The 26,641-nt window shown below is 57.0% G+C and carries 15 protein-coding genes and 1 other RNA gene; 9 read left to right on the top strand and 7 right to left on the bottom strand.

All coding sequences use genetic code 11. The features are described from left to right. Window positions 1-17: 17 nt before the first annotated feature. The 5 genes from ACTO3O_RS05775 to mltG all read right to left on the bottom strand — a co-directional run bounded on the left by ACTO3O_RS05775 (window position 18) and on the right by mltG (window position 10,907). Complete coding sequence (locus tag ACTO3O_RS05775) at window positions 18-1,598, bottom strand: S41 family peptidase (RefSeq protein ID WP_297829897.1); 1,581 nt, start codon at window positions 1,596-1,598, stop codon at window positions 18-20. After that, window positions 1,591-4,830 (bottom strand): efflux RND transporter permease subunit, encoded by a 3,240-nt coding sequence (locus ACTO3O_RS05780; protein WP_297829899.1) that lies wholly within the window; start codon window positions 4,828-4,830, stop codon window positions 1,591-1,593. The genes ACTO3O_RS05775 and ACTO3O_RS05780 overlap by 8 nt, the downstream gene beginning before the upstream one ends. After that, complete coding sequence (locus tag ACTO3O_RS05785) at window positions 4,809-7,892, bottom strand: efflux RND transporter permease subunit (protein ID WP_297829901.1); 3,084 nt, start codon at window positions 7,890-7,892, stop codon at window positions 4,809-4,811. The genes ACTO3O_RS05780 and ACTO3O_RS05785 overlap by 22 nt, the downstream gene beginning before the upstream one ends. 335 nt (window positions 7,893-8,227) lie before the next feature. Next, window positions 8,228-9,793 carry an apolipoprotein N-acyltransferase gene (gene lnt / locus ACTO3O_RS05790; protein ID WP_297829903.1) on the bottom strand — a complete coding sequence of 522 codons (1,566 nt, stop codon included), beginning with the start codon at window positions 9,791-9,793 and terminating at the stop codon, window positions 8,228-8,230. A 34-nt stretch (window positions 9,794-9,827) separates the two neighbouring features. Further along, window positions 9,828-10,907 carry an endolytic transglycosylase MltG gene (mltG, locus tag ACTO3O_RS05795; RefSeq protein ID WP_297829905.1) on the bottom strand — a complete coding sequence of 360 codons (1,080 nt, stop codon included), beginning with the start codon at window positions 10,905-10,907 and terminating at the stop codon, window positions 9,828-9,830. A gap of 105 nt (window positions 10,908-11,012) precedes the next feature. On the opposite strand from mltG, the gene ffs reads away from it, so the two are divergent. From ffs to gap, 5 genes are all read left to right on the top strand, one after another. Then, an RNA gene (ffs, locus tag ACTO3O_RS05800) (signal recognition particle sRNA small type) lies at window positions 11,013-11,105 on the top strand. Window positions 11,106-11,231: 126 nt separating this feature from the next. After that, window positions 11,232-11,846, top strand: coding sequence for an L-threonylcarbamoyladenylate synthase (locus ACTO3O_RS05805; protein ID WP_297829907.1), 615 nt, complete (start codon window positions 11,232-11,234; stop codon window positions 11,844-11,846). A gap of 26 nt (window positions 11,847-11,872) precedes the next feature. After that, window positions 11,873-12,460, top strand: coding sequence for a DUF4199 domain-containing protein (locus ACTO3O_RS05810; protein WP_297829909.1), 588 nt, complete (start codon window positions 11,873-11,875; stop codon window positions 12,458-12,460). Window positions 12,461-12,475: 15 nt separating this feature from the next. Continuing rightward, complete coding sequence (locus tag ACTO3O_RS05815) at window positions 12,476-13,423, top strand: glycosyltransferase family 2 protein (protein WP_297829910.1); 948 nt, start codon at window positions 12,476-12,478, stop codon at window positions 13,421-13,423. A gap of 154 nt (window positions 13,424-13,577) precedes the next feature. Further along, window positions 13,578-14,582, top strand: a complete 1,005-nt coding sequence (gap, locus tag ACTO3O_RS05820; RefSeq protein WP_297829912.1) for a type I glyceraldehyde-3-phosphate dehydrogenase — start codon at window positions 13,578-13,580, stop codon at window positions 14,580-14,582. 79 nt (window positions 14,583-14,661) lie between these two features. Here the strand turns inward: gap and ispF are convergent, their stop codons facing one another. Next, a complete protein-coding gene (gene ispF / locus ACTO3O_RS05825) occupies window positions 14,662-15,144 on the bottom strand; it encodes a 2-C-methyl-D-erythritol 2,4-cyclodiphosphate synthase (protein ID WP_297829914.1) in 483 nt (160 codons plus the stop codon). Between the two features lie 350 nt (window positions 15,145-15,494). Here ispF and ACTO3O_RS05830 point away from each other — a divergent pair, with 350 nt between their 5' ends. The 4 genes from ACTO3O_RS05830 (at window position 15,495) to ACTO3O_RS05845 (ending at window position 24,416) form a co-directional block, all read left to right on the top strand. After that, the gene (locus ACTO3O_RS05830) at window positions 15,495-16,952 is read left to right on the top strand and encodes an aminoacyl-histidine dipeptidase (protein WP_297829915.1); all 1,458 of its coding nucleotides are present in this window, start codon (window positions 15,495-15,497) and stop codon (window positions 16,950-16,952) included. Between the two features lie 285 nt (window positions 16,953-17,237). After that, window positions 17,238-20,795, top strand: a complete 3,558-nt coding sequence (locus ACTO3O_RS05835; protein WP_482596562.1) for a SusC/RagA family TonB-linked outer membrane protein — start codon at window positions 17,238-17,240, stop codon at window positions 20,793-20,795. A 49-nt stretch (window positions 20,796-20,844) separates the two neighbouring features. Further along, the gene (locus tag ACTO3O_RS05840; RefSeq protein WP_482596564.1) at window positions 20,845-22,965 is read left to right on the top strand and encodes a SusD/RagB family nutrient-binding outer membrane lipoprotein; all 2,121 of its coding nucleotides are present in this window, start codon (window positions 20,845-20,847) and stop codon (window positions 22,963-22,965) included. Between the two features lie 344 nt (window positions 22,966-23,309). Beyond that, window positions 23,310-24,416 (top strand): pyridoxal phosphate-dependent aminotransferase, encoded by a 1,107-nt coding sequence (locus tag ACTO3O_RS05845; RefSeq protein ID WP_297832468.1) that lies wholly within the window; start codon window positions 23,310-23,312, stop codon window positions 24,414-24,416. A gap of 156 nt (window positions 24,417-24,572) precedes the next feature. Here ACTO3O_RS05845 and ACTO3O_RS05850 read toward each other — a convergent pair. Then, a partial coding sequence (locus ACTO3O_RS05850) for a SusD/RagB family nutrient-binding outer membrane lipoprotein (protein ID WP_297832471.1) occupies window positions 24,573-26,641 on the bottom strand: 2,069 nt, incomplete at its 5' end.

Here is a 26,641-nt window from a genome sequence, read left to right on the forward strand (position 1 = left end):
GTGGCTTTTCAATCCGATCATTTCGAAAGGTGTTGTTCCTGCAACCAGCGGAGGAAACGCGGGAGAATGCCTTCTTCTTGCTTCCCGGCCAGCCACTCCTCGCAGGAGATCGGCTCGGGTTGCAACGGAATGTCCACCGGTTCGAACTCGAACCGTGGTGCATGAACATCATTTCGTAAACTCGAATAGGGAATCGTGAACGAAAAATCCGTATACGGCAGCCTGACCCATTGCGCATTTCCGCCGCTGATGCTCGCATAGCCTCCACAAGGCTCGCCCGCCGTCAGGCCGATCTCCTGCTCCTTGAAATGCTGGGCAAAGAGCTGCGCTGCCGAGTAAGTCCCCGAACCGGTCAGCAGGTAGACCGCCTGCCCCCGATACCGGTGTTTCAGAACCGAGTCCGGCCGGAAACGAAGATCGTACACCATGTCAGTCGTGAAAAAACTCCCGTCCGGAATGCTGTCCACATACGCCGCCATCTGTTTCTGTTGTTCCGGCGTCAGGCCGAATAGGTCGTACTGCGTGTTCCGAATCACGGTCTTGATCTTTTCGCGGTTCGCGTCCGTCACCCGATAGGCCTTGTTCGCATCCACCGACCGGGTCGTCAGGTAGTTCAGCGTCTTGTAGACGTTGTCGATCATCCCGTCGCCGTTCCCGCTGATGTCGAGCACCAGCGTGTCGATCCGGTTCCGGTCGACCCATGCCATGGCCCGCCGCAGCTTTCGGGAATAACGCCGGTCTTTCTTACCCAAGCCGAGAATCATAGCCACTGGACTCTGACCCACGAAATAATCGATACTCACCACCGCGCTGTGCGCGCCGATCCGCTGTCGGGAGATCGTCTTGTCGCCGAAAAAGAGACTCCACACATTGTCGTCCCTGGATCTTTGTCTCTTCTTTTTAGCTATTTCCCGAAGTTCTCCGCGGGTCATGCCGGCCAACGTAACCGTATCAACCCGTTCGCTCCCCGGCAAAACGTACTCCACCCGATAGGGCGCCTGTTCTCCTTCCATGAACAGAAAGTTCATCAGGCTATACCAATAGGCAGGTTCTCCCGTTTCGATGATAGAAAAGCCCTCGCCGTCCTTCTCCCAAGCGGGTATGGAGCGCATGACACAGGCCATCTCCTGCGCCGACCGGCCGTTCACACGAAGAATCCGGGCATCCTCCGGCAGGTGGCCCGTAGGGTCTCTCTGAACGAACGTCGTCCCGTCTTTCCAGTTCTTGATGCTGATCGGAAACAGTGTGTCGGTCGGCAGAAAGACTCGATGACGGTTGTAATACGACATGTCGGGAAAGGTGAAATGGCCGTCCTGGATCAACGTTCCCGTGTACCGCAAGGCATACAGATATTCGTTCTGCGTCCTGGCGGCTTGCAGTTTCTCGCGTAGCGCCTCCACCCGTTTCTCCCACTCTTCGTCGCTGGCTCCACGGTGACCATAAATATATACGGAGTCGATCTGACGAACGATAAACGCCAACTCCTCGTCCCGCTGCTCCCGAGTCAGGAAGGTGCTGTCCGCCGGCTCCTGGGCCTGCGCCGAAAAGAGCGTACCGGTTAGAAGAAGGATAAGAAACCGATTTCCCAATTTAGTCATGATGTATGGTTTTGGTGCTGTCGATATATGATTTTCTTGGCTGTTTCAGGGGCAGGAAGATCGGCAGGAAGAGCAGAATCGCGATCAGCGAGAAGAGCATACCCCCCATCGCTCCCGCGGCGAACGAGAACCAGAACGGTTCGCGGCTCACCACCACGAACGGAACCAGCCCCAGTACCGTCGAAAGTACGGTCAGCAGAATCGGCACGATCTTCCGGTTGTAAGCCCGCAGGTAGGTCGGCAAACCCGCTCGCACGCCGTTCCGCAGGAAGAGGTTGTAGTCGTTGATGAGGTAGATGCCGGCATTGACCACCAGCCCGCTCAGCAGGACGAACGAGGCGAAGCCGCCCTGGTCGAACCGCAGTTCGAAGAGGTAGAAGGTCAGAAAAACGCCGATGAACGAGATCGGAATCATCGCGATAATCACCAGCGGCTGGCGAAGCGATTCGAAGAGCACCGAACAGATGAAGTAGATGATGACGATGATCAGGCCCAGCAGCCAGTACGGTGTGCCGCCGCCATCGCCCCACCAGCCTCCGCCCCGGTCGTTCGCCACGCTGTAGCCTACCGGCAGCTCGGCCCGCAACCGCTCCGCCTGTCGGTCGGTGAAGCGGTTCGCCAGCTCGTAAGAGCCCACGAAGTCGAAGGCCACGATCAGCGAATACTGCTGGTTGTGCTTGTAGATGTTGTTCCCAGAGCGTCGTTTGGCCAGCTCGCCGAGCTCCGAGAGCTTGACATTCCGGTCACCGACCGTCAGGATGTCGTTCCGCATGTGCCATGCGTCGAAACGCTCCGCCTCGGAAGAGACCAGCACCGCCTGTTCCATCCGTCCGTCGTGGTAGAACGACGGCAATCCTTGGCGGTAGACCTGTTCGCTCAGCGTCCGGTAGTAGGCCGACGGGGTCACGCCGTATAAGGCGAAGCGGTCGAAGTTCAGGTCGAGATAGAACTCCGTTCGGTTGTCTTTCCCGCCGAAGGTGACCCGCCCCATGATCTCCGGGTCGGACACCCGCGGGTTGACCGAAATCGAGTCCACCAGCTCCTGCGCATAGCGGTAGAGTTGTTCGTAGTTGTATCCCCGCAGCGTGATCCGGTTCGATTTCCATCCCGAACTGAGGCTGTTGTTGAATCCCTGTCCCACTCCGTAGATGCTCCAGTCGGCACCGCCGAGGCTGATGGCCTTCGAGGTGGCGAGGTCTTTCAGCCGGAAGGCGAAGCCCTGCCGGTCGGCTTCGGGTCGGAAGGTCACGGTGATCTGCCCGTTGTCGTACCCCGTGATCGAGGTGCGGAACATGTCGATCTCGTCGAATCCGCTCAGGAAATTCTCCATGTCGCGCATCGTCTCGTTCAGCTGGTGCACGGTGCACCCCTCGGGCAACCGGGCGCCGATAATCAGCCGCGTCCGTTCCGGATCGTTATAGAAGTTCGAGTTGTAGACCTTCTTGGCGAAGAGCCGCATCGAACCGCCCAAGGCCCCCTCGACCCACTCCTTGGCTTTCTGCTGATAGAAGGTGCTGCCGATCGTGGCGTTGTAGGCCCGTACCCAGAGGGTCGAATCCCGGGCCGGATCGTTCTTGTGCTCGATCTTGGCGGGCAGCAGCTGGACGGGCAGGCCGAATCCCAGCACCGCTGCTGCGATAAAGGCCCATCGCCACCGCCGGGCGAATCGCAGGAACCGGGCGTAGCGGGCTGTCGCCCAAGCTGTCCGCCGTTTTCCGCGGGTGCGGAAACGGCGTGCCCGTTTCGAACGCTGTCGTTCGTAGATCGGGCTCTTGTCGAGCAGGGCGGGGATGAAGAAGACCGAAATCGCCATCGAGACGACGAGGTTGATGACGATGACGGCGCAGAAGTCGACCAGATTCTCGCGCTGGCTCTCGGGCAGGAAGAGCACGATGCTCAGCGCGCCGATCGTGGTGAGCAGGGCGCCCATAATCGCCAAAAATACCCGCCGGTTGCGGAACCGGCCGTAGTGGTCGATCATGATGATCGAGGTGTCGATGATCATCCCGAGCGAGACGGTGATGCCGGCCAGCGAGTAGAGGTGGATCTCCAGCCCGAAGAGGTTGTAGAAGATGAAGGCCACCAGCACGTTGCAGGCCAGTGTCAGGACGATCATCCACAGATACCTCCAGCTTCGGCTGGTGAGGAAGACGAAGAGCAGCAGGATCAGTACCGACAGCCCCGTCCGCCAGTAGATTTTGCTGAGCTCGCCCCGGATATAGACCGAGGTGTCGTCGGCCAGCAGGATGGCGTAGCCCGGCGGTAGCGAGACGCGGATCTCCTCGACTTTCGCCTTCAGGGCGTCGGTCACCACCAGCGTGTTGACGTGCTTTTCGGCGTAGATCGTCAGGTTGATGTTGTTCAGTCCGTTGATCCGGTAGTAGGTCTCGGGCAGCTTCTGGCGGTGTTCGACGGTGGCGACTTCGCCCAAACGAACAATCCGGCCGCTGCAGTTGCCCACTTCGATCCGTTCCCACGCTTCGGGCGGTACGGGGCGCGGCCGAAGACCGATGCGGATCTGTCGCGGTTCGCCTGTCCGGTCGTCCGTTTCGAGCGTGCCGATCCCCAGCTGGTCGTTGCGGGCCAGCCGTTGGAAGGCGTTCCGGATATCCTGTCCGGTCAGGCCGAGTGTGGCGCAACGGTTCGGGTCGAAGGTCACGACCCACTCGAACGGCGTGGCGCCGGTCACCGAGACCTGTCGTACCCCTTCGACCCGCGAGAGGGGCTCGGCGATGTTCTTTTCGGCGTATTGCTCGATTTGCCAGGTGGGCAAGTCGGCGTTGATCGTGTAGGTGAGCACCGGCGAGGCGCTCTCGCCGTCCATGCCGGTCGAGAGCTGGGGATAGGAGACGCCGTCGGGCAGCGAGGGGTAAAGCTGGCGCAGCCGCGACGAGATGTCGAACCGGACGGCGTCCATCCGGGCCTCTTTTTTGAAACTGAGGGAGATGCTGCCGCCGTCTTTGTAGGAGGCGGAGTACATCTCGCGGATGCCGGAAATGGAGGCGAGGGTGCCTTCGATTTTCGAGGTGACCTCCTGTTCCACCACCCGTGCCGAGGCGCCCGGCCAGTTGAACCAGACGGTGATCCCTTTCTGGCTCACGCCGGGCGCGTATTGCACGTGGAGCAGCGGGATCATGGCGATCCCGATCACCATCAGGGTCGCCATCACCAGAATCACGGTGAAGGGGGATATGCGTCGTGTCGGCGTGCTCATGACCGGGAAGAGGGGCACCGTTTATCGCTCCGGCGGTAGATGAGGTAATAGAAGATCGGAATGAAGTAGACGCTGACGATGGTTCCGAAGACCATCCCGCCGATGATGGCGAGCGACAGCGGCCGCTGGAGGTCGTTCCCCATCCCGCCCGAGAAGAGGAAGGGCAGGATGGCCAGAATGGTCGTGAGGGAGGTCATGACGATCGGTTTGAGCCGCCGGTCGCCGCCGGTCAGCACGGCGCGCAACAGGCCGTGGCCTTCGCGCCGCAGCCGGTTGAAGGTGTCGACTTTCAGGATCGAGTCGTTGATGACGATCCCGCTCATCACCACGAGGCCGATCAGCGACATCAGGTTGAGGCTCGATCCGCACAGCCACAGCACGAACAGCGCGCCCGAGATGTCCACGACGATTTCGGACATGATGATGAAGGGCTGTACCAGCGATTCGAACTGCGAGGCGAGGATGAAGTAGAGCAGCAGCAGCGAGACGACGAGCACGGTCACGAGCTGTTGCAGGGTGTCGCGGCTGTCGAACCAGCCGCCCGAGAAGCCGACTTCGAAGTTGCCGTCGCGTTCCACCGCTCGCCGGACGACGTTCATCGTCTCCGGCACCTGTTCGTCGGCCACGTCGAGGTGCAGCGGGTAGTACTCTCCCTCGGCGCCCGAGACGATGCTCCGCAAGTCGCGGTCGGGGCTCTCGGTCAGGAGAAACGACACGGGAATCTCGACCTTGTCGTCCGACAGCACGGTATGCGAGGCGAGCACCTCCCGTACGGTGCGCTCGGCAGCTCCCAGCGAAACGGGAAGGGTGTATTGCCCCTGGCGGATCTCCAGAATCCGGTTCCCGTTGAATGCGCTTTTCAGGGTGTAGTAGAGGTTGTTGTAGCCGACCTTATAAAGCGCCATCCGGTCGGGGTCGGCATACAGCGTGATGTGCTCCTGCCAGACGACGGGCTCGATCCGAACTCCCGGCAGACTGTCCCGGATGGCGGCCAGCAGGGGGTTGAGTTTGTCGGGCTCGGCGCTTCCTGCGGTCGGTCGCAGCCGTGCCGTCAGCATCGCGCCGCCGTCCGAAAAGATCATCTCGAAAATATTGCCGGCCTCTTCGGTCTGGAAAGCAGCCTCGGGATATTCCCGCTCGATGAACCGCTGCGCCCGCTCCACGACCCCTTTCAGCGAGTCCGGATCGCTCACCCGCACATAGACCAGCGCCTCGTTGCTCCCCGTCTCGCGGGTGTGCGAGAGGACGAACTGCTGCTGCCCCGCCAGCACGGTGGCATGCGTCGCCCCGGCCCCCAGCATGCCGGCCAGCCGGTCGGTCCGGTTGCGGTTCTCTGCGGCCGTGATCGGCTGGTTCCAGTCCACGTGCAGGATGATATCCTCCTTGTCCATCTCCGGCATGGTGCTCTTGTCGAGTTCGCGGTAGAACCAGATGCCGGCAGCGGTGAATCCTGCGACGGCGAGCCATACGAACCGCTGGTGCCGGAAGACCCACTTCAGGCTCCGTTCGTACGCCCCGGCCATATCCCGCACGCCGATTTTCTGCAAGATACGGTTCCGTCCGCGCTGCTCTTTTCCGCGGTAGAGGAGGTGGTAGTAGACGGGGATGATGGTCATGGCGACGATCAGCGAGGAGACGAGGCCGATGGTGACGGCCATCGCCTGGTCGTAGAACATGGCTCCGGCGATGCCGCTCAGGAAGATCAGCGGCACGAAGATCGAACAGGTGGTCAGCACCGAGCTGAGCAGGGCCGAAAAGACTTCGCCCGTCCCGACGACGACGGCTTCTTTCATCCGTTCGCCACGGTCCCACCGTTGCGAGATGTTGTCGATGACGATGATCGAGTTGTCGACCATCATCCCGAGGCCGAGCATCAGCCCCGAGAGCGAGATGATGTTGATCGAGATGCCGAGAAGGAAGAAGAAGAGCAGCGACACGAGCAGCGACAGCGGAATGGTCAGCGTGATGAGGAGCGGGGCGCGGAAGTCCTGCATGAAGAGGAAGATCACGAGGCAGGCCAGCACGGCACCCACGATCAGGTTGCTCTCGAGGTTGCCGATAGAGTAGTCGAGCAGTTGGGTCTGGTCGCGTGTGAGGGTGAAGTCGATGTCGGGGTAGTCGTGTTCGAAATGGCCGACTAGGCGGTTGATTTCGGCTTTGAGGTCGCCCATCCGGGCATCGGACTGCTTGATGACGGCCATGGTGACGGCTTCGCGGCCGTCGGAGAGGACGATGCCCTGGCGTTGTTGAGGCCGTTCGACTACGGTGGCGAGTTCGCCGAGGCGGAATATCCGGCCTTCAATGTTGAGGGGGATTCGTTCGATGTCGCGCCGGCCGGAGAGGGTGGAGTTGAACCGGATGTTATACTGGTACTGGCCGTCCCGGACGGTCAGGTTGCCCATGTTGATGTGGTTGGCCTGGATGGCGGCTTCGAGCTGCGAGGGTTCGATGCCCAAGGCTTCGAGCCGGGCGGCGTCGGGGATCACGACGAGTTCGGGGTACAGGCGGCCGCTCATGTCGACGAAGGCGACTTGCGAAAGCTGTTCGAGCCGTTTGGCGATCACGGTGGCGGCGAAGTTGCTGAGTTCGATCAGCCGGTTCTCGCGGGCCCGGCTGTTGGCAGCTGCTCCGTCGGCGGGTCGTTCGTCGGAGAGGGTGAGGTTCAGATAGAAGGCGGGGATGTCGGTGGCGCTGGCTTTCACGACGGTGGGGCGCTCGACCTCTTTGGGCAGTGACCCCATGGCGCGGTCGATGCGCTCGTTGACGTCGATGAAGAGGTAGTCGATGTCGGAGCCGTAGTCGAATTGCAGAAAGATCAGACCGGCGCCGTCTTTGGCTTCGGCGGTGATCTCGCGCAGGTGGCCTGCCTGCATGAGTTGCGACCGCAGCGGGGCGATGACGGAGGCCTGAAGCTCTCGGGCGGGGGTGTTGGGGGCGTGGATCCGGACGGTGATCTGCGGAATGTCCACTTCGGGCATCAACGAGATGGGCAGCAGCCGAGAGGCCACGATCCCGAGCACGATCACGGCGATGGCGCACATGGTCACGGCGATCGGTCGCTCTATCAGTCTTCGAACCATAGCTTATTGCATAATCTTATTTGTTTTGCTTGTACCGGCTGGAACTGCCGCTTTCTTGTAAGAAAGCGGCGCAAAGAACTTTCGTGATAGCTACGCTACTCCTTAGGCTCCGCAGTCCTCAATCTTCGTGATTGCTTTTGGGTCGGGGTTCTCCGGGCGCGTAAGGATAATTCCCGCATTAGCGCGCCCGGAAGAATCCCCGGCCCAAAGAAGAGTCCGAGAGTTGGGCCGCCGGCAGTCCATGGAAAACGAAGTTTTCCCGAAAGTCTTTTTGGTTCTTTTTCTTCAGAAAAAGAACAGTACTCTCCCGATAAAAAGCAGAAAGGCAAATAGGGCTATTCATCAAGGAGCGAGCGTTTTCGGAAGTGCCACGCCACCGAGTAGAGCACGCACAACCCCAGTACCAGCAGCGACAAGCGCGCTACGTAGTCCCCCCCGCGGACATACGGCGTCAGCGAGTCGTTCGACCGGATGTCGCCCGCCAGCAAGTCCCGTTTGTCCCAGCCGCTGCGGTCGAGCACCTCTCCCCGCTGAGAGATGAGGCCCGAGATGCCCGTGTTCGCACACCGCGCGATCGCCCGGCGCGTTTCCACCGCCCGTAGCCGCGCATAGTTGAAGTGGTGCCTGTATCCCGGCGTGTCGCCCCACCAGCCATCGTTCGTAATCACGAACATCACCTGCGCCCCCCGCCGCACATATTCCGTATAGTACGCTCCGTAGACCGATTCGTAGCAGATCGCCACCCCCGCGCGCGTTCCTTCCGGATTGACGATGAGCGTCCGGTGCCCCTGCATCCCCAGCGAACCCGAAATCCCCCCCAGGTCGATGTTCAGAAACTTCAGCATCCCGAACACCTTCGGATAGGGAAACAACTCCGCTCCCACCACCAGCTTCGATTTGTGATAGACCTGTACGTTCGAATCGGCCGCCGAAATTCCCAATGCGCTGTTATAGACGTCGTAAGAGATGCCCCACAGCGGGTCGGTGCGTGTCCATCGCCGGTGCGGCATCCCCTCCTCATACCGCAACAGCGTGGTCGCCCCCGCCACCAGCGTCGCTCGCGGGAAACGCCGCATGAACCGGCGCAAGGTGTCGATTTCGACGTTGTCGTCCAAGTCGTTCAGCCAGAAATCGCCGTCGAAAGCGGTCTCCGGCGTCAGGATGAACTCCACGTCGCGCGGCGCCCCTTCCGCTAAGCCGAGGATAATGTCGCGCTGCTGCATCGAGGTCAGACCGCCGAATTTCTCGTTGTAAGGGTCGATGTTCGGCTGCACCACCGCCACCCGTACCGCCTCTCCGCCCTCTTCGTAAGTGGCGTAGCGAATCAGCGAGGCCCCGACCGGTAAGACTACCCACAAAATCGCCGGCAGTGCCGCCCGCCACCGTCCGGTGTGCCGGTTCTTCCAAAACCGGTAGAAGAGGATATTCCCCACCAGCACCCACAGCGAGCCGCCCAGTGCGCCGGTCAGTTCATACCACTGTACGACCTGCGGCGTGTCGGCGAACCCGTAGCCGAGCGTCAGCCACGGGAACGAGATTTCGTTGTTCAGAAAAAGGGTCTCGAACGCGATCCAGAGTGTGACGAACAGCGCCCATCCGACCGGTTGGGGTACTCGGAATCGCAGCCAGTGGAAGAGCAGGAAAGGGAGCAGGGTGAAAAACAAGCTCCCGAGCGGGATGCCGAACGTGGCCACCGGGGTGGCGATACCGACCCACCACGTGGTCGAGACGTTCCACAAGGTAAACGCTGCCGCTACCCAGAGCCAGTAGAGCCGGGGACGCTCGTCGCCCAGCACGAGCAAGGGTACGAAGGCGAAAAAAAGGCTCCACCCGCCGCACCCCCACCAGGGCAGGGCGAGCAACAGGGCCGAGAGCAGGGTATAGAGGATTTTTCTCAGCATCTCGTTTCGGTTTTCTGCGATGAACGGCTCCGTGTTACCGGATGCCGCGACGGTTGAGTTCCGCGGTATAGGCCGCAGCGTTGCGGCTGTGCTCGGGCAGTGTCCGGGCAAAGGCGTGCCGTCCCGAGAAGTCCGACTTGGCGCAGAAATAGTAATAGTCGTGCCGGTTCTCCCGGTCGGCATAGGCCAGTGTCGCGTCTAACGCCGCGATCGACGGCACGCAGATCGGTCCGGGCGGCAGGCCGGCATATTTGTAGGTGTTGTACGGCGAGTCGAAGGCCAGATGTTTATGCAGCACGCGCCGGATGGTCGGATCGCCCACGGCGAATTTCACGGTCGGATCGGCCTGGAGCAGGATGCCTTTCCGCAGCCGGTTGATGTAGACGCCCGCCACCTGGGTCATCTCGCCCCGGAAGTTGGTCTCTTCGGCGACGATCGAGGCGATGGTGGCGATCTGTTCCGGCGTGTATCCCAATTCAGCGGCCCGCGCGCGCCGATCGTCGTTCCAGAAACGGTCGTGCTCCTTCTGCATCCGGGCTACGAACTCGCGCGGGGTCATCGTCCAGTAGACTTCGTAGGTATTCGGAATGAAGAGCGACGGAAAGGTCGCCCGGGTCAAACCGGTCTCGGCGATGACCGCCGGGTCGCTCAGCGTTTGCAGGATGGTCGCCGAATCCGCTTCGATATATTTCGCTACGACGCCCGCCAGTCGATCCATTGTCCGGATGTTGTTGAAGGTCAGCCGAACCGGCGTCTGGCGACCGAAGCTGAAAGCCGACAAGGCCGCCCGATAAGTCTCTCCTTTCTGCAAGGCATAGTGGCCGGGACGAACGGTGTCGCGGTCGAAAGCCCGGGCGTACGACATCCACTTCCTGCCGTTCCGCACATAGCCGCTGTCGACGAGCATCCGGCTCAGCTCGCCGAACGAGGTGCCGGTAGGCACGTTCACGGCGCCGCTCCGCGCAATGGCGCTGCCGAACCGGTAGTCGTATTGTTTCCATCCGAAGATGCCGACGAGGACGAGGAGGATGGCGACCAGCACGAGGAGGATCACCACCAGTTTTCGGCTTCGGCGGGCGGGTGTCGGGTGCTGATAAGGGTAGGAGGTGGTCATGGGATTGAAGATGTAACGCTTGTGTGATGGTTCAAAGATAGGGAAAAAACGAAAATCGTCGGAGCGGGTTGGGTAAATCGGGAAAAAGGTTTACTTTTGCGCCGTGGGTAAGTCTTGTACGACCAGCTCCTGCTGAATCCCCCAGGGCCGGAAGGCAGCAAGGGTAGGCGGTTGTAGCGGTGCGATGCAAGTAGCTTACCCACTTTTTGTTTTGTGTCTGTTCCTTTGTGTCGCCCGGGCCTGCCCTTTTTCTCAGAAAGGGAACCGGATACTTTCCCGGTGATCGTTCTCCCCCGTCGGCAAAATGTGATAACTTTGTACCCTATGATTGTCAAACTATATCCCGAAAATCCCAACGAACGCACCGTCCGACAGGTCGTCGACATGCTGCGAGGCGGCGCCGTGATCGTCTATCCGACCGACACCGTCTATGCCTTGGGGTGCGCGCTGGATCAGCCGAAAGCCATCGAACGGCTCCGGACGATCCGCGGCGGGAAAAATTCGACCGAGATGTCCATTGTCTGCTCCGAAATCGGCGAGGTGGCCGAGTATGCCAAGGTGGACAACCGGGTCTTCAAACTCCTGAAATACAATCTGCCGGGACCGTTTACCTTTATCCTGCCCGCCTCGTCGCGCATTTCGGAGCGGGTGATGGTGGGACGGCGGACGGTCGGCGTGCGGATTCCGGACAACTCCATCGCGCAGGCCATTGTGCGGGAGCTCGGGATGCCGCTCGTCACCGCGTCGGTGCGGACGGACGATGTGGGCGAGGAGATCGAATACATCACCGATCCGGAGCTGATTCACGAACGCTATGCGGCGGTGGAGGCCGTGGTCGACGGCGGGATGGGCGACGTGCATGCCTCGACCGTGGTGGACTGCACGCAGGACGGCGAGATCGAAGTGGTGCGACAGGGGGTGCGGGAGTTGGAATTTTAATCGGACTCTATATCACAACATAAGTTATGGAAGAACAGGAACGTCCGCAGGGGGCGGAAACCGGCACCGACCGGCGGCTGCCGGGGCCCGATCCGGACTGGAAAGCGAAATACAGGGCCGAATGGATGACGGGCGGCTTGGTATTGGGGCTGGCTCTGTTTGCGCTCATGGGACTGGAGTACCTTTTGCGGGGAGTGCGGGCTCAGGCGGGGTGGGTCGGTCTGTTGCTGGCGGTCGCTCCGCTGGCGGTGCTGGTTGCCGTGCTGGTGATCTACGGACGTCGCGGGGCGGCGTTGCGGGGAGCGCGATTTACGTACGGGAAGGCGTTCGGTTTCTCGTTGTGGATCTGTCTGCTGAGCGGGATTATTTACGGTACGGGTATCTTTCTCCTGCTGGAGGTGGTCGATCCGGTCTATTTCGGGCGGACGTTCGAACAGGCGCTGACGGTCTATTTCCAGGCCGGCATGCTCACAGTGCAGGAGGGGCGCGAACTCATGGAATTGATGCACAGTCTGCCGTTTATGGTTGTCAGCGGGATTCTCGCTATGGTATTGCAGGGCGGTTTCGTGGCGCTGTTTACGTCGGCGGTGGTGCGGTATCGGGTTAATCAATAAGCAATCGGGAGGGTTATGGATATTTCGCTGGTCATTCCGGTATACAACGAAGAGGAGTCGCTCGGCCCGCTGATGGAGTGGGTGGCGCGGGTGATGACGGAGAAAGGCTTCTCCTACGAAACGATTTTCGTGGACGACGGCTCCACGGACGGGTCGTGGGCGGTGATTACGCAGCTCAGGGAACGGTATCCGGAGGTGCGGGGGATCCGCTTCCGGCGGAATTACGGAAAGTCGCCGGCTTTGTATTGCGGATTCGACGCGGCGCAGGGCGATGTGGTGATTACGATGGACGCAGACTTGCAGGACTCGCCCGACGAGATTTCGGAACTCTATCGGATGGTGACCGAGGAGGGGTACGACCTGGTGTCGGGCTGGAAACGCAAACGGTACGACCCGATCGGGAAGACCTGGCCGTCGAAGTTTTTCAACTGGACGGCGCGGCGCGCCAGCGGAATCCGGCTGCACGACTTCAACTGCGGACTCAAGGCCTATAAGAAAAAAGTGGTCAAATCGATCGAGGTGTACGGCGAGATGCACCGCTTTATCCCGATACTGGCCAAACAGGCCGGGTTCCGGCGTATCGGCGAGAAGGTCGTGCAGCACCGGGCGCGGCAGTTCGGCGTCTCGAAGTTCGGCTGGGAGCGGATGATAAAGGGCTATATCGACCTCCTGACGGTGTTGTTTATGACCCGTTTCGGACGGCGGCCGATGTATATTTTCGGCGGGCTCGGAACGGTGATGTTCCTGGTCGGGCTGGTGATCACCGTCTGGCTGATCGCCGAGAAACTCTGGTTGCAGTATCACGGGCTGCCGCTGCGGCCGGTGACCGAACAGCCGCTCTTCTACATCGCCCTTTTGGCGGTGGGGCTCGGGATGCAGACCTTTCTGGCGGGCTTCCTCGGCGAGATGGTCAACCGCTCGGCGCCCGAGCGCAACCGCTATCTGGTGGACGAGCGGCTGTAGCCGCCGGGGGCGGTTTTTATCTCCGCGGATGAAGAAACGGGCCCCAAAAATTGCGCAGATTTGAAAAAATGATTAAAATTGCACTCGGATTCGGGGAGTCTCTTCCCGGCGACGAGACCGGATTTCTGAACAAACACAATAAACACACACAACTATGTCTAAAATCAAAGTAGGTATCAACGGTTTCGGCCGTATCGGCCGCTTGGTGTTCCGGGCCGCAATGACCAAAAACGACATCGAAATCGTTGGGATCAACGACCTCGTGCCGGTGGAATACATGGCGTATATGCTCAAATACGACACCATGCACGGTCAGTTCAAAGGTACCATCGATGTGAAAGACGGGAAACTGGTCGTGAACGGCAACGCCATTCGCGTGACCGCTGAAAAAGACCCGGCTAACCTGAAATGGAACGAAGTGGGGGCTGAATACGTCGTTGAATCTACCGGGCTGTTCCTGACCAAAGAACTCGCTGAAAAACACATTCAGGCGGGGGCTAAGCGGGTTGTGATGTCGGCTCCGTCGAAAGACGACACCCCGATGTTCGTGATGGGGGTGAACAACAAGGAATACAAAGGGCAGACCATCGTGTCGAACGCTTCTTGTACGACCAACTGTCTGGCGCCGATCGCTAAGGTGCTGAACGACAAATTCGGTATGGTAGACGGGTTGATGACCACCGTGCATTCGACCACCGCTACCCAGAAGACCGTAGACGGACCGTCGCTGAAAGACTGGCGCGGTGGCCGGGCTGCTGCGGGGAACATCATCCCCTCTTCGACCGGGGCTGCCAAGGCGGTAGGTAAGGTGATTCCGGCGCTGAACGGGAAACTGACCGGGATGTCGCTGCGCGTGCCGACTCTGGATGTGTCGGTAGTCGACCTGACTTGTAACCTGGCCAAGGACGTAACCTACGACGAAATCTGCAAAGCCATGAAAGATGCTTCGGAAGGCGAACTCAAAGGTATCCTCGGATATACCGAAGACGCTGTCGTTTCGAGCGACTTCCTGGGCGATGCACGGACTTCGATCTTCGACGCAAAGGCTGGGATTCAGCTGACGCCGCGTTTCGTGAAGGTCGTTTCGTGGTACGACAACGAGTGGGGGTACTCCAATAAAGTGGTTGAACTCATTCAGCACATGAATACGGTTAAATAGGCTTTGCCTTTATACCTTTATGGAGCGGGGCATCTTGAATTTCAAGATGCCCCGCTCCTTTTTTGTTGGGTGATTGGTTCTATTTTCGGTAGAGCAGTGCCGTGGCATAGACCGCCACTCCCTCCTCCCGGCCGGTGAACCCGAGCCGCTCGGTGGTCGTCGCCTTGACGGATACCTCTTCGATGGCGATTCCCAAGATCGGCGCCAGCGTCTCCCGCATCCGGTCGATATAGGGCCGCAGTTTCGGAGCCTGCGCCAAAACGGTGCAATCGACGTTCCCTATCTCGAACCCTTTTTGTTGAATCAGTTCAACGCATCTCCGTAATAGAATCTTACTGTCTATCCCTTTGAATGCTTGTGCATTATCCGGGAAATGCAGTCCGATATCCCCCAGTGCGAGGGCGCCGAGCAGGGCGTCGCACAAGGCGTGGATCAGCACATCGCCGTCGGAGTGAGCCACGAATCCTTTATTATGTTCAATACGGATGCCGCCTAACCACATGGGCAGTCCTTCTTGCAAGGCGTGCACGTCGAATCCGTTTCCAATGCGTATCTTTTTCATCTTTATTTCGTACTTTTAGCAGTTTGTTTATCGCTCTTTGCCCGGGAGGGTACTGTTCTCTTTGTGAACAAAGAGAACCAGAAAAACTTTAGACGGATGCTGACGCATCCTCCAGCTGCCGGCGGCCCGATTCTCGGACTCTTCTTTGGGCCGGGAGTTGTAGCGCGCTAATGCAAGCAAAACCTTAGGCGCGCTACAACCCCGACCCAAAAGCAGTCACGAAGACTGAGGACTGCGGAGCCTGAGGCGTAGCGTAGCTGTCATAAAAGTTTTTGGTGCCGCTTTTTCCAAAAAGCGGCAGTTCCATGCGGGTAGACACGATATAAAGAATGTTTAAAAATACGAAAAAGATGGAAATAGGATCATTGGAGCCACAGATTGTTTGGGAAATATTCGCAGAGATCACCCGCGTGCCCCGGCCCTCCAAGAAAGAGGGTCGGATACAGGCATTCGTAGAAGACTTTGCCCGCCAGCACCGTTTGGAGAGCAAGCGGGACGAAAAAGGGAATATCGTATTGATTCGCCCCGCCTCGTCCGGTCGTGAAGACGAGCCCGCCTTGATTTTGCAAAGCCACATGGACATGGTGTGCGAGAAAGATGCCGACGTCCGGATCGACTTCGAGAACGATCCGATCGACGCCTATGTGGACGGCGAGTGGGTGAAAGCTAAAGGGACTACCCTCGGGGCCGACTGCGGGATCGGGATGGCCTTGCAGATGGCCGTTTTGATCGACAAAGACCTCTCCTGTCCCCGGATTGAAGCCCTCTTTACCGTCGATGAAGAGCAGGGGCTGACCGGTGCGATGAATCTCGGCGACGGGATGCTGACCGGTACGCGGATGATCAATCTCGACTCGGAAGACGAAGGCGAACTCTTTATCGGTTGCGCCGGCGGGATCGACACCATTGCCACCCTGCGTTATACCCCCGAGGCGCGCGGAGCGAAAGACGACTATACCTATTATTATATAGGTGTCTCCGGGCTGCACGGCGGCCACTCCGGCGACGACATCGAAAAGGGGTTTGCGAACTCTAATAAACTATTGAACAGGTTGTTGTGGAATCTGGATCGTGAGTGGGGACTGCGGGTTGCCCGTTTCGACGGAGGGAATTTGCGGAACGCGATTCCGCGCGAAGCAGAGGCGGTGGCAGCGATTCCTGTCGGGCGCACGGCTGAGGCTGAAAAACTGTTCCGGCGGCTGGCCGAAGAGATCGCTGCGGAGTTCAAACAGACCGAAACCTCGATGAAATTCACCTTCGAACCGGCTACGGAGCACCCGACGCACCTGTTGCCGATGGAGGTGCAGCGGCGGTTGCTGGATTTGTTATATGCCCTGCCGCACGGGGTTATAGCGATGAGTCGTTCGATGCCCGGTCTGGTCGAGACTTCGACCAATCTGGCGTCGGTCAAGATGCCCGAAGAGGGGGTAGTGGTGATAACGACTTCGCAGCGCAGCTCGGTGGAGAGCGCCAAACGCGACATTGCGGATCGGGTGGCGGCGGTCTTCGCTTTGGCGGGAGCCGAGGTGCGGCATACGGACGGTTATCCGGGATGGACGCCCAATCCCGACTCGCCGTTGGTGCGTCGTGCGGCGGAAATCTATCGCGAGTTGTTTGGTAACGATCCGAAAATCAGGGCAATCCATGCTGGTCTGGAGTGCGGTCTTTTTCTGACGCGCTATCCGCAGCTGGATATGATTTCGACCGGGCCGACTTTGCGGGGAGTCCACTCTCCGGCCGAACGGGTCGAGGTGGCTGCCGTGGCGAAAGTCTGGCGTTATCTCCGCGAGCTGGTGGAGCGGGTTTGACGATTTTTTTTAGAAAAAACACGGCTTTTCGTTCGGTTTGTGGCCGATGACCGATCGAACGGAGTTGATACGGTTGAATCCGAAAGGATTAAGTTTTGGAATTTATTTCGAAACAAAACGGTCGTCCGGTTCGTCTTCCGGAGGGGGTGGGCGAAAAGTGAAATTCGCGAGAAAAAGTTTTTTTATCTCGGTAGAAGAGTCTATATTTGTCGATAGTTAGGAGTGGAACCTGACGGAAACTCAAGTCGTAAACAATATTAACCCTTTTCAACTAAATGTTTTTATATGAAGAAAATTAGACTGTTAACATTGTTGATCCTGGGTCTGCTGGTAGGCGGTACAGCCTTCGCGCAGAGCCGGGTGAGCGGCGTGGTCAAGTCTTCGGAAGACGGGCAACCACTCGCAGGTGTAGTCGTACAGATCAAAGGTACGACCATCGGTGCTTTGACCTCGGCCGATGGTTCTTACACCATCAACAACGCATCGGTAGCTAATTCCACGCTGGTTTTCAGCTATGCCGGGATGCGTAAACAGGAGATTCCTGTAGCAGGGAAATCGACCATCAATGTTACCTTGCAGCCCGATGCTTTGCAGACAGAGGCGGTGACGGTGACTGCCTTGGGAGGCCGCAAGCAAAACCGCTCGCTGGGTTATGCTACCTCTACCGTCAAAGGCGACGAATTGGCACGTACCAATACTTTGAGCCCGGCGAATGCCTTGCAGGGGAAAGTAGCAGGGGTGCAGATCGCTTCGGGTGGGTCTGCCGGTATCACGACCGCTCCGACCGTGACGATTCGCGGTAACAAGTCGCTGACTAAGAACAACTCGCCGATCTATGTGATCGACGGGATTGTGATGGAATATGAGCAGCAGGATGCCAACAGTAACTTCCGGAATACGGAATCGACCATGTATGGTAACCAGTTGAAGAACCTGAACCCGGACGACTATGAATCGGTTACCGTGTTGAAGGGTGCTGCTGCAACCTCGTTGTACGGTTCTCGTGGTGCCAACGGTGCCATCGTGATCACTACCAAGAGCGGCAAGGCTCGCAAAGGGATCGGCGTTGAAGTGAACTACTCGCACGAATGGGGACAGATTTATCAGAATGCTTTGCCGCTCCAGAACCTCTATGGGATGGGGCAAGCAGGCAACGGTTATGAAGGTGGTGTTATCGAAGGACAGCAGTACACGCGAAACGGCTACACTGCACAGTCCTACGGGCCTTCTTATGCTTCGATGAAAGGCCAACAGTTGTATCAGTTCTATAAGTACTACGCTCCGGAAGGAATCGATAATCCGCTGGATGACTATGTAGCTTATCCGAACAACTGGAAAGCATTCTTCCAGAACAGCAACTACGACAACGTGAGCGTAGCGTTGACCGGCGGTTCGGAAAAGGCTACCTTCCGTCTTTCGTATGGGTACATGAACGGCGACGGGAATATGCCGAAAAATAACTTTGCTCGTCACTCGCTGAATTTCACGGCGAACGGTAAGATCAACGACATCTTCTCGACCAACCTGAGCCTCCAGTATTCGAACTCGAATACCGAAAATCCGAATTCGACGGTCGGGGGATCTTGGGGAACTACCGTAGCTATGGTAACAGGCGGTTACTATGCCAACCGGAGTACCGACTTGCAGTGGTACAAGAATCACTACATTGATCCGACCACTCACAAGACCTATGGTCGTGCCGGGTGGACGGTCAATGACTTCTTCAGAAGACAATATGAAGATTATTCCAACCGGAACGAACAGACCATCATCGGTCAGTTGGGTTTGAATGCCCAGTTCACCGACTGGTTGGACGCCAACGTTTCGATCAGCTACAACAACTGGCAGACTTTCACTGAAACGAAGAACGCCGGATATATCGGAACCGGTCAATATGCTATTGCCGGCTCGACCAGCGGTTCTTACGACGGTATCGCTCAGTTGCATAGCAACAACCGCTTCGTAGATGACAATCTGGAGCTCGACGTGCGTGTCTTGGCTGAGATCTATGGGAATACCCGTAAAAACGAGTACTCAAAGAGCACGAACGGTGGTCTGATCGTACCGGGAATTTTCTCGTTCTCGAATACGAAAAATCCGATTACCCTTGGAACCAACGACGTTAAATATACGCCTCGTAACAATATGACCGTCGGTGTGGCAGGGGTAGTTAACCTCTCGTGGAAAGACCAGGTTTATCTCGAAGTAACCGGACGTAACGATTGGCTGAGCACTTTGATGTACCCCACTTGGTTGCCGAATGGTCAGAATAACTTCTCTGTCTTCTATCCTTCAGTGAACGCATCGTGGATCTTCTCGGATACGTTCAATATCGATCCGAAGATCCTCTCGTTCGGTAAACTGCGTGCTTCTTGGGCGCAGGTAGGTAAGGGTACCGACCCGTACAATACGGCTTCCGGTGCCGGCGGGTTCACCGTGTCATCGGTGCAGGGGCCGTTGAATTCGGCTCTTTCGGCAGCATCTCCGAACAATACTGTCCTCCCGAACTACGACCTGAAGCCTGAGCTTCAGACCTCTATCGAGTTCGGTGCCGACTTGCGTTTCCTGAACGGGATGATCGGGTTGGACGTAGCTTACTACAAGACCAATACCAAGAACCAGATCCTTTCATTGGATGCTGTGACCGAATCTGGGGTAAACCAACAGTGGATCAACGCCGGTAATATTCAGAACCAGGGTTGGGAATTCCAGTTGGACGTGACTCCGATCCGGACGCGTACCGTGAACTGGACTATCGGCGCCAACCTGAGCCGCAACCGAAGCAAGATCAAAGAATTGGCAAATGACATCTCTTACTATCGTGTCAGCGCTTATTCTTGGGATGGAGCATACGGTACGCAGATTTATGCTTTCGAGAACGGCCCGTTCGGCGCTATCGTTACGGGGAACAATTATGGTACCCATAACGCGGCTATTGCCCGGTACAACGACCTCGAAAATCCGAACAACCCGCGCAATGGTATGAAAATGATCGGTATCGCAGGTGCTTTGGATGCGAACAAGAATGCTGTAGGAGCCAACACCAACTTGGCGTATGTCTGGTTGAATTCGGATGACATTCCGGGTTACTATGGCGACGAAGCCGAATACTGGGGTGGAAAAGAAAACCAGTATACGATGCTTGGCCGTGTGGAACCGAAATTCACTTACGGTATCAACACCTCGGTGCAGGTGAACCTGCCGAACAGCAGCGGTTCGTTCGACTTCTTCGCTCAGATCGACGGTCGCTCGGGCGGTAGCGTGATCCAACCTTTGAAACAAGCTTACTTGAACAATTCAGGGGCATTGAAAGAGACGCTGTACGGTCGTGACGCAGAACACGGCGGGGTGGCTCGTGTAAACTACAAAGGCGAGATCGTCAATAACGGGATCATTCCGGACGGTGTATTCTGGAACGGTGGCGGATATACGACAAAGGTAACTTCGTTCAAGACCGGCGAAAAGGTAGACCTGAACGGTATGACCTTCCGCGAAGCGGTCGATGCAGGACACATCCAGCCGGTACTGGCTTCGACTTGGCATTACTACAGTGTAGCCGGAAACTTCTATGGTTGCGGCGATACACAAGTGTCGAAAGGTACGTACATGGCTCTCCGCGAATTGACCCTGGGTTACAACTTCCCGGAAAAATGGATCAAACACGTCGGTTTGCAGTCGGCACGCCTGTCGTTCTCGGCACGGAACGTTTGCTACCTGATCAACAAAATGAACAACAAGTCGAACCCTGACTCGTTCATCTCGAACAACGCCTTGACGCCGTACGACTACAGCACCACTCCGTTCGTTCGCAACTTCTCGATTAACCTGAACCTGAGATTCTAAGACCGTCTCTGTTCAAATCTGAAGTTTTAAACCAAACAAGACTTTTCATATGAAAATAACAAAATATTTGATCGGCGGTTTGGCTCTGGCGCTTGTCGGCTGTAAGGACAAGATGCGGGAACTGAACTCCGATCCTGCAATCGTCGGAGATGCCAACCCGGCTTACATGTTCTTCGACGCGGTACAGAACCTCGATTATTCGAGTCGCTCAGCCTCTTCCAGTATTTTTAGCAGCGAAGGCCGCCTGATGCAGTACTTCGTTAAATACGACGGAGCAGTAAACGATACCTATTGCAAAGAAGGGAGCTATTCCGCCCCGGGCCAGATCGGCGAATACTATACGTGGTTGTATAGCGTCGGTTATAAGTTGGTGTCGCTGCAACGCCACATCGACGCCATGACCCCGGAAGCCGCTCTTCCGTATCAGGATTTGCGTGCAAAAGCAGGTATTATGAAAGTTTACCACGCTTTCCGGGTATTCCAGAACTACGGCGCTGCGGTCTACAGTCAGGCTTTCAATGCGATCACCGAAGGGGTCACCTTGCCGGCATACGATCTCTTTACCAAAGAGGTGTATGAATCGCTGGACGACGAACTGGCCGGTTACATCGCCGTGTTGGCTCAGGCCAACGAAAATCAGGCTGCTCTCGGTGCTTACGATCCGATCTACGGATACGAACCCATCAACAAGATGGGGAAACCGAATGCCCGGAACAAACCGAATGACGAGCGTGTGTTGTGGCAGAAGTTCGGTAACTCTTACCGGTTGTACATGGCCTGGATCATGAAAGCTGCCGATCCGGCTCGTTTCGACAAAGTCTTGGCCGAAACGAAAGGCAAATGGTTCGAAACGGCTGCCGACGGGGCTTATTCCTATCAAAACGGCTCTAATTACAACGGTACACCGTACAACTCGAACGGGAATAATGAAATTTCCGTGTTGTATGCCGTGTCGGATAACTTCGTATCGTACTTGAAGGAGTTGGGCGACCCGCGTCTGCCGCTCCTGGCACGGGCCAACAGCCTGTATGCCGACAATAAATCTTTACAATGGATTCAGGCCTACTTCCCCGACTCGTTGCAGCAGCACATGGTTTATGATAAAGATTCTAAAACTTGGAATCTGAAAAATTGGAACGGGGTATTCGATTTCGAAGCCGATCCGATGCTGGCTTATCAGGGTATATCGCCCAATCCGTTCGATTACGACCAAGAAAATCCTGGCGAATTCTGGGGTCAGCGTAACTTCACGTTCCGGTTCTATCATCCCAATTACAAACCGGGCGATACGGAAGGAAACAAGAAGCTCGGCCCGTGGACGGTAACCAACCAGGGAGTTGTATCTGAAGATTTTCCGGCAACCTTTACGGTTCAGAATGCGGACACTTCGTTCACGCTGGAACTCGGTAGTCGTCCCCAAGGACGTTATCTGGTAGCTGGCGGTGGGAAAAGTTTCAGCAACGACAACAACGGCGGTAACGGTTATGACGGAGCTGTCAACGACAATGGCGAAATTTATTTCCGTCGTCCGCTCTACACCTATCCGGAGTTCTGCTTCATGATGGCATATCTGAGCAACGAAGGGGTCGATACCGGTGCGCCGGCTGACGAATGGTTCAAAAACGGTGTGACGGAAGCCATGAAAGAACTTCAGACCGATGCAATCCGTTACGGGGTTCAGGTGGCAACCAACTCGGCAGCAACCTACTACTATGAAACGACCAAATCGACTTATGTAGTCAATCCGAAAGTCGTCGGGGTGAATGATACGAAACTGTATGACATAACAGATCAAATCACATCCTATGTAAACGGTTTGGTGCTTTCTCCGGAGGCGATCGTAGGTCAGATGTGGATCTACGCCTACAACCAGCCGATCAAGATGTGGGACTGGTGGCGTTTGACGGACTATCCGAAGATCGTAGACGTAAAAACGCCGGCCGATCGACCGACGGGCCTTTACTGGGTGAAACCCCAAACCCGTACAGAAGGCGAAAATATGGATTGGCCGCGTCGGGGTAATTTGCCGGGGACGAAAGCTGCGAACAATGCGAATTTCAATGCGATCCGGAATGTCCTGCTCGAACAGCCGGGCTATGGTACCACTTACAACCAAACCACGGGTTGCATCTTCTGGGATCAGCTAGGCCTGCAACAACAAGGTTTGTAGTTTCGGATTTCGGAACTATTTGACCGACCATTAAACACGGAGGGCTCCGGGGAAATCGTTTCCCGGAGCCCTCTTTTCCCGGTCATCTTCTGGTGTTAGTAGCCTTTCCCTGGACCGGGCCTCCCCCGTGACCCTTCCCGGCGTTTATCGCCGGGTCGGTCTCGGGGGATTTTTCTTTCTTCTTGTCGGAAAATTTGTTGAAGAACAACTCGAATTATACTATTTAGTTGAATTTTCAACAAACGGTCTGCTTTCTCTGCTTCAGGGCGCGATCGGTTGCTGAAAAAACGCTACCTTGCAGTCAACCTAAGTCTCATCCCTCCTAAAAGTATAGACTCGATATCATGGAGATCAAAAAAAGCGGTGCCGCTCTGTCCAAGATCGTACAGATCGGTGAAAAACTCAAAAAACTGACGGTCGAAACCGGCGAAACTTACCTCCCGCTCAATCGCGGGGTGAATGCCGTGGTCAATATCGACCTGAGCGAGGTGGTCAAAGAGATGGACTTCAACTCCAACGACATTCAGGTCTATCCTCCGGGGCCCGGTTTTCCGGCGTTGCGACAGGCCATCAACGACGAATATTTCGGCGGCAAGTCGTCGGCAGACAACATCCTGATTACGGCCGGCGGAATGAACGCCCTGGATCTCGTGGTGCAGGCTGTGGGGATGGGGAAACTCTACCTGCCGGTCTACTATTGGGGCTGTTATTTCCAGATGCTGACCGTCCGCGGAATCGGCAATGCCGAATACATGGCTCAGCGCGATCTGGCAGGGATGATTCCGGAGCTAAAAGGAAATGCGGTGTTGATCTGCGACCCGGGGAATCCGCTGGGCGAAAAATACGACGACGACGAACAGTTCGCCCTGATCAAAAAGCTCAACGACGCAGGCGTGACGGTCTTTTTCGACAGCCCGTACCGGCGGATCTTCTATGACAAATACGACAACTATTACCAGCGGCTGCTGGAGCTCGAAAACGTCATCATTACGGAAAGTTTCAGCAAGTCGGTGGGGCTCAGCGGCCAGCGGCTCGGGTTTATCCATACCACCAATCGGGAGTTGCACGACGAGTTGGAGGTTCGGTTGATGTACTGCACGAACGGCGTCAATGCGTTCGCCCAACAGCTGATTCTCCGGCTCCTGACGACGCCGACGGGGATCGCGGCGGCCGATGCGTTCAAGGCGGCCACTTCGCGCGGCATCGCGCTCAATATCGAATACCTGAAACAACGGGGATTGCTGGCCGAAGAGTACTACCATGCGAGCACGCCGACCGGGATTTTCGTCGTCGTGAACCGGACGGAGGAGGAGTTGCTGGCGCATCGGATCGGCAGCGTGTCGCTCTCGTTCTTCACCAAAAGCAGGAAGGAGGAGGCGTCGAAGTTCGCGCGGATTTGCGTTTCGGCGCCGCATGACAAGTTCGTCGAATACTTCGAACGGGTGAAATAGGGCCGTTCTTTTGTCGGCTCTGTTTTTGTTGCGGCAAAGGCTTGCCCGGCAAAGAACGTCTGACAACGACCGCAAAAAAAGAAGAGGGCTCCGGGGAATCGATTTCCCCGGAGCCCTCCGTGTTAATGGTCGGTCAAATAGTTCCGAAATCCGAAACTACAAACCCTGTACATCCCAGTAGATGCGGCCCGTAGTCTGGTTGTAGGTCGTCCCGTATACCGGCCCCAGCAACGCATCGCGCGTAGCGTTGTAATTCGCGTTGTTCAGCTCGTTCGGCTGCGGCAGCGAAGCACGACGCGGGAACGAGAGGACATTCGTCGAAGTCCGCGGAACCGGCTGAACCCAATACGGACCGCTCACCTGAGCCGCATCGGCCGGAGTAGTTACCTTCACGATCTTCGGATAACCCGTCAAACGCCACCAGTCCCACATCTTGTTCGGCTGGTTGTAGGCGTAGATCCACATCTGACCCACGATCGCCTCCTTCTTATCCGCAGCGTTGGCCAGCGCCTGGGCCTGAACGTAAGGTGCGATCTTGTCCGTGATGGAGTACACCCCGGCGTCATTCACCCCGACGATTTTGGTCGCTCCGGAGTTGGTTGCCACCTGAACTTCATAACGGATTGCATCGGTCTGAAGCTCTTTCATGGCTTCCGTCACACCCTCTTCGTACCAAACGTCGGCCGTTTTACCGGTAGCGACCCCTTCGTTGCTCAGATAAGCCATCATGAAGCAGAATTCCGGATAGGTGTAGACCGGATGGGTGTAGAACTTGTTTGACGGATTAACCGGCCCGTCGTTCCCGTTCACACCGCTGTTCCCGGCTCCGTCACCCTCTTTTTTACCCCCGTCGGCAACGAAATAACGTCCCTGAGGCCGAGATCCCATTTCGATGGTGAAGGTCGTGTCTGCGTTCCAGATCGTGTCTTGGGCCGGGAAATCTTTGGAAACCGCACCCTGATTAGTCACGAACCACGGTTTGAGCTTCTTGTTCCATTCCGCGTCGCCCGGTTTGTAGTCCGGGTGGTGGAAACGGAAAGTGAAATTACGCTGGCCCCAGAAATTGCCCGGGCCGCTCATGTCGTAGTTGTACGGGTTGGCCGAAACACCCTGATAAGCCATCATCGGGTCAGTTCCGAAGTCCAACACATCACCCCAAGGAACATCTTTCAGCGAGGTTTTGGTCTGTTTGTCGTAGTAAGCGTGCTTCACGAGCGAGTCCGGGAAGTAGTGCTGCATCCACTGAATGGCCTTGTTGTCTCCGTTCAGGCCGTTGTTGCGCGCCAAGAGCGGCAGACGCGGGTCGTCCAACTCCTTCAGGTAAGAGATGAAGTTGGCCGATACGGCGTAAGTGACGCTGATCGAGTTCGGGCCGTCCGAGTTGTAGATCAGACCGCTGTTGGCATTGCTCCCGTTCATGTAAGCGACAGCCCCGTCGGCAGCCGATTCGAACCAACCGGAAGCTTTCGTTTCACCCAATACTTTATCGAAGCGTGCCTGGTCTACGGCTTTCATGATCCAAGCCATGTACAACCGGTAAGAGTTGGCGAATTTCTTCCAATTCGTCCGTTGAACGTCGTACTTGCTCTGGATGGCCGGTGCGCTGGCTGTTTTGCTGGCGATGTACCCGTAGATCGGGTCGTATTCGCCCAACGCCATCACTTCGTCGCCGGCCGGTTTTTCCAGCACTTGGATGTACGAGAGCAGTTCGTCATCCAACCATTCGTACATCTTATTGTCGAAGATGTCGTACGTCGGCGTCATGATCCCTTCGGAAAGAGCCTTGAACGCTTCGGTGTAGACCGCCGCACCGTAGTTCTGGAACACCCGGAAAGCTTCGTATACCTTCACGATACCGGCGATAGCGTGCAAATCGGTGTACTGCACCTTTTCATGTTCGGGCAGTGCGTCGATATAACGTTGCAGTTCCACCATCTGGTGACCGATGTCGTAGAAACGATCATAGGTATAGGAGACCGTTCCCGGCGTCACGTAGGTGTCTGCCTGCGCATCGCAGTAGGTCCCGTCCGTAGCTCCGGTGTAAGAGACGAAGTACTGCATCTTCACAGCGGTATTGAACATCAATTGTTCGCCGAAGCCGCGCTCGCTGTAGTCGAAATCCTGCATCACCGAGAGGAAGACATATCGCGGGTCTGTGGTGGTGATCGTGTTCGGGTTGGTGTTCAGCTCGCGCATCTTGTCCTTACAGCCGACAAGCGCCAGAG

The sequence above is a fragment of the Rikenella sp. genome (assembly GCF_056799795.1).

Bases quoted from the DNA above. Each gene is read 5' to 3' on its own strand.
- ACTO3O_RS05775 (WP_297829897.1), bottom strand. From the start codon at position 1,598: ATGACTAAATTGGGAAATCGGTTTCTTATCCTTCTTCTAACCGGTACG.
- ACTO3O_RS05785 (WP_297829901.1), bottom strand. From the start codon at position 7,892: ATGGTTCGAAGACTGATAGAGCGACCGATCGCCGTGACCATGTGCGCC.
- lnt (WP_297829903.1), bottom strand. From the start codon at position 9,793: ATGCTGAGAAAAATCCTCTATACCCTGCTCTCGGCCCTGTTGCTCGCC.
- mltG (WP_297829905.1), bottom strand. From the start codon at position 10,907: ATGACCACCTCCTACCCTTATCAGCACCCGACACCCGCCCGCCGAAGC.
- ACTO3O_RS05805 (WP_297829907.1), top strand. From the start codon at position 11,232: ATGATTGTCAAACTATATCCCGAAAATCCCAACGAACGCACCGTCCGA.
- ACTO3O_RS05810 (WP_297829909.1), top strand. From the start codon at position 11,873: ATGGAAGAACAGGAACGTCCGCAGGGGGCGGAAACCGGCACCGACCGG.
- ACTO3O_RS05815 (WP_297829910.1), top strand. From the start codon at position 12,476: ATGGATATTTCGCTGGTCATTCCGGTATACAACGAAGAGGAGTCGCTC.
- gap (WP_297829912.1), top strand. From the start codon at position 13,578: ATGTCTAAAATCAAAGTAGGTATCAACGGTTTCGGCCGTATCGGCCGC.
- ispF (WP_297829914.1), bottom strand. From the start codon at position 15,144: ATGAAAAAGATACGCATTGGAAACGGATTCGACGTGCACGCCTTGCAA.
- ACTO3O_RS05830 (WP_297829915.1), top strand. From the start codon at position 15,495: ATGGAAATAGGATCATTGGAGCCACAGATTGTTTGGGAAATATTCGCA.
- ACTO3O_RS05835 (WP_482596562.1), top strand. From the start codon at position 17,238: ATGAAGAAAATTAGACTGTTAACATTGTTGATCCTGGGTCTGCTGGTA.
- ACTO3O_RS05840 (WP_482596564.1), top strand. From the start codon at position 20,845: ATGAAAATAACAAAATATTTGATCGGCGGTTTGGCTCTGGCGCTTGTC.
- ACTO3O_RS05845 (WP_297832468.1), top strand. From the start codon at position 23,310: ATGGAGATCAAAAAAAGCGGTGCCGCTCTGTCCAAGATCGTACAGATC.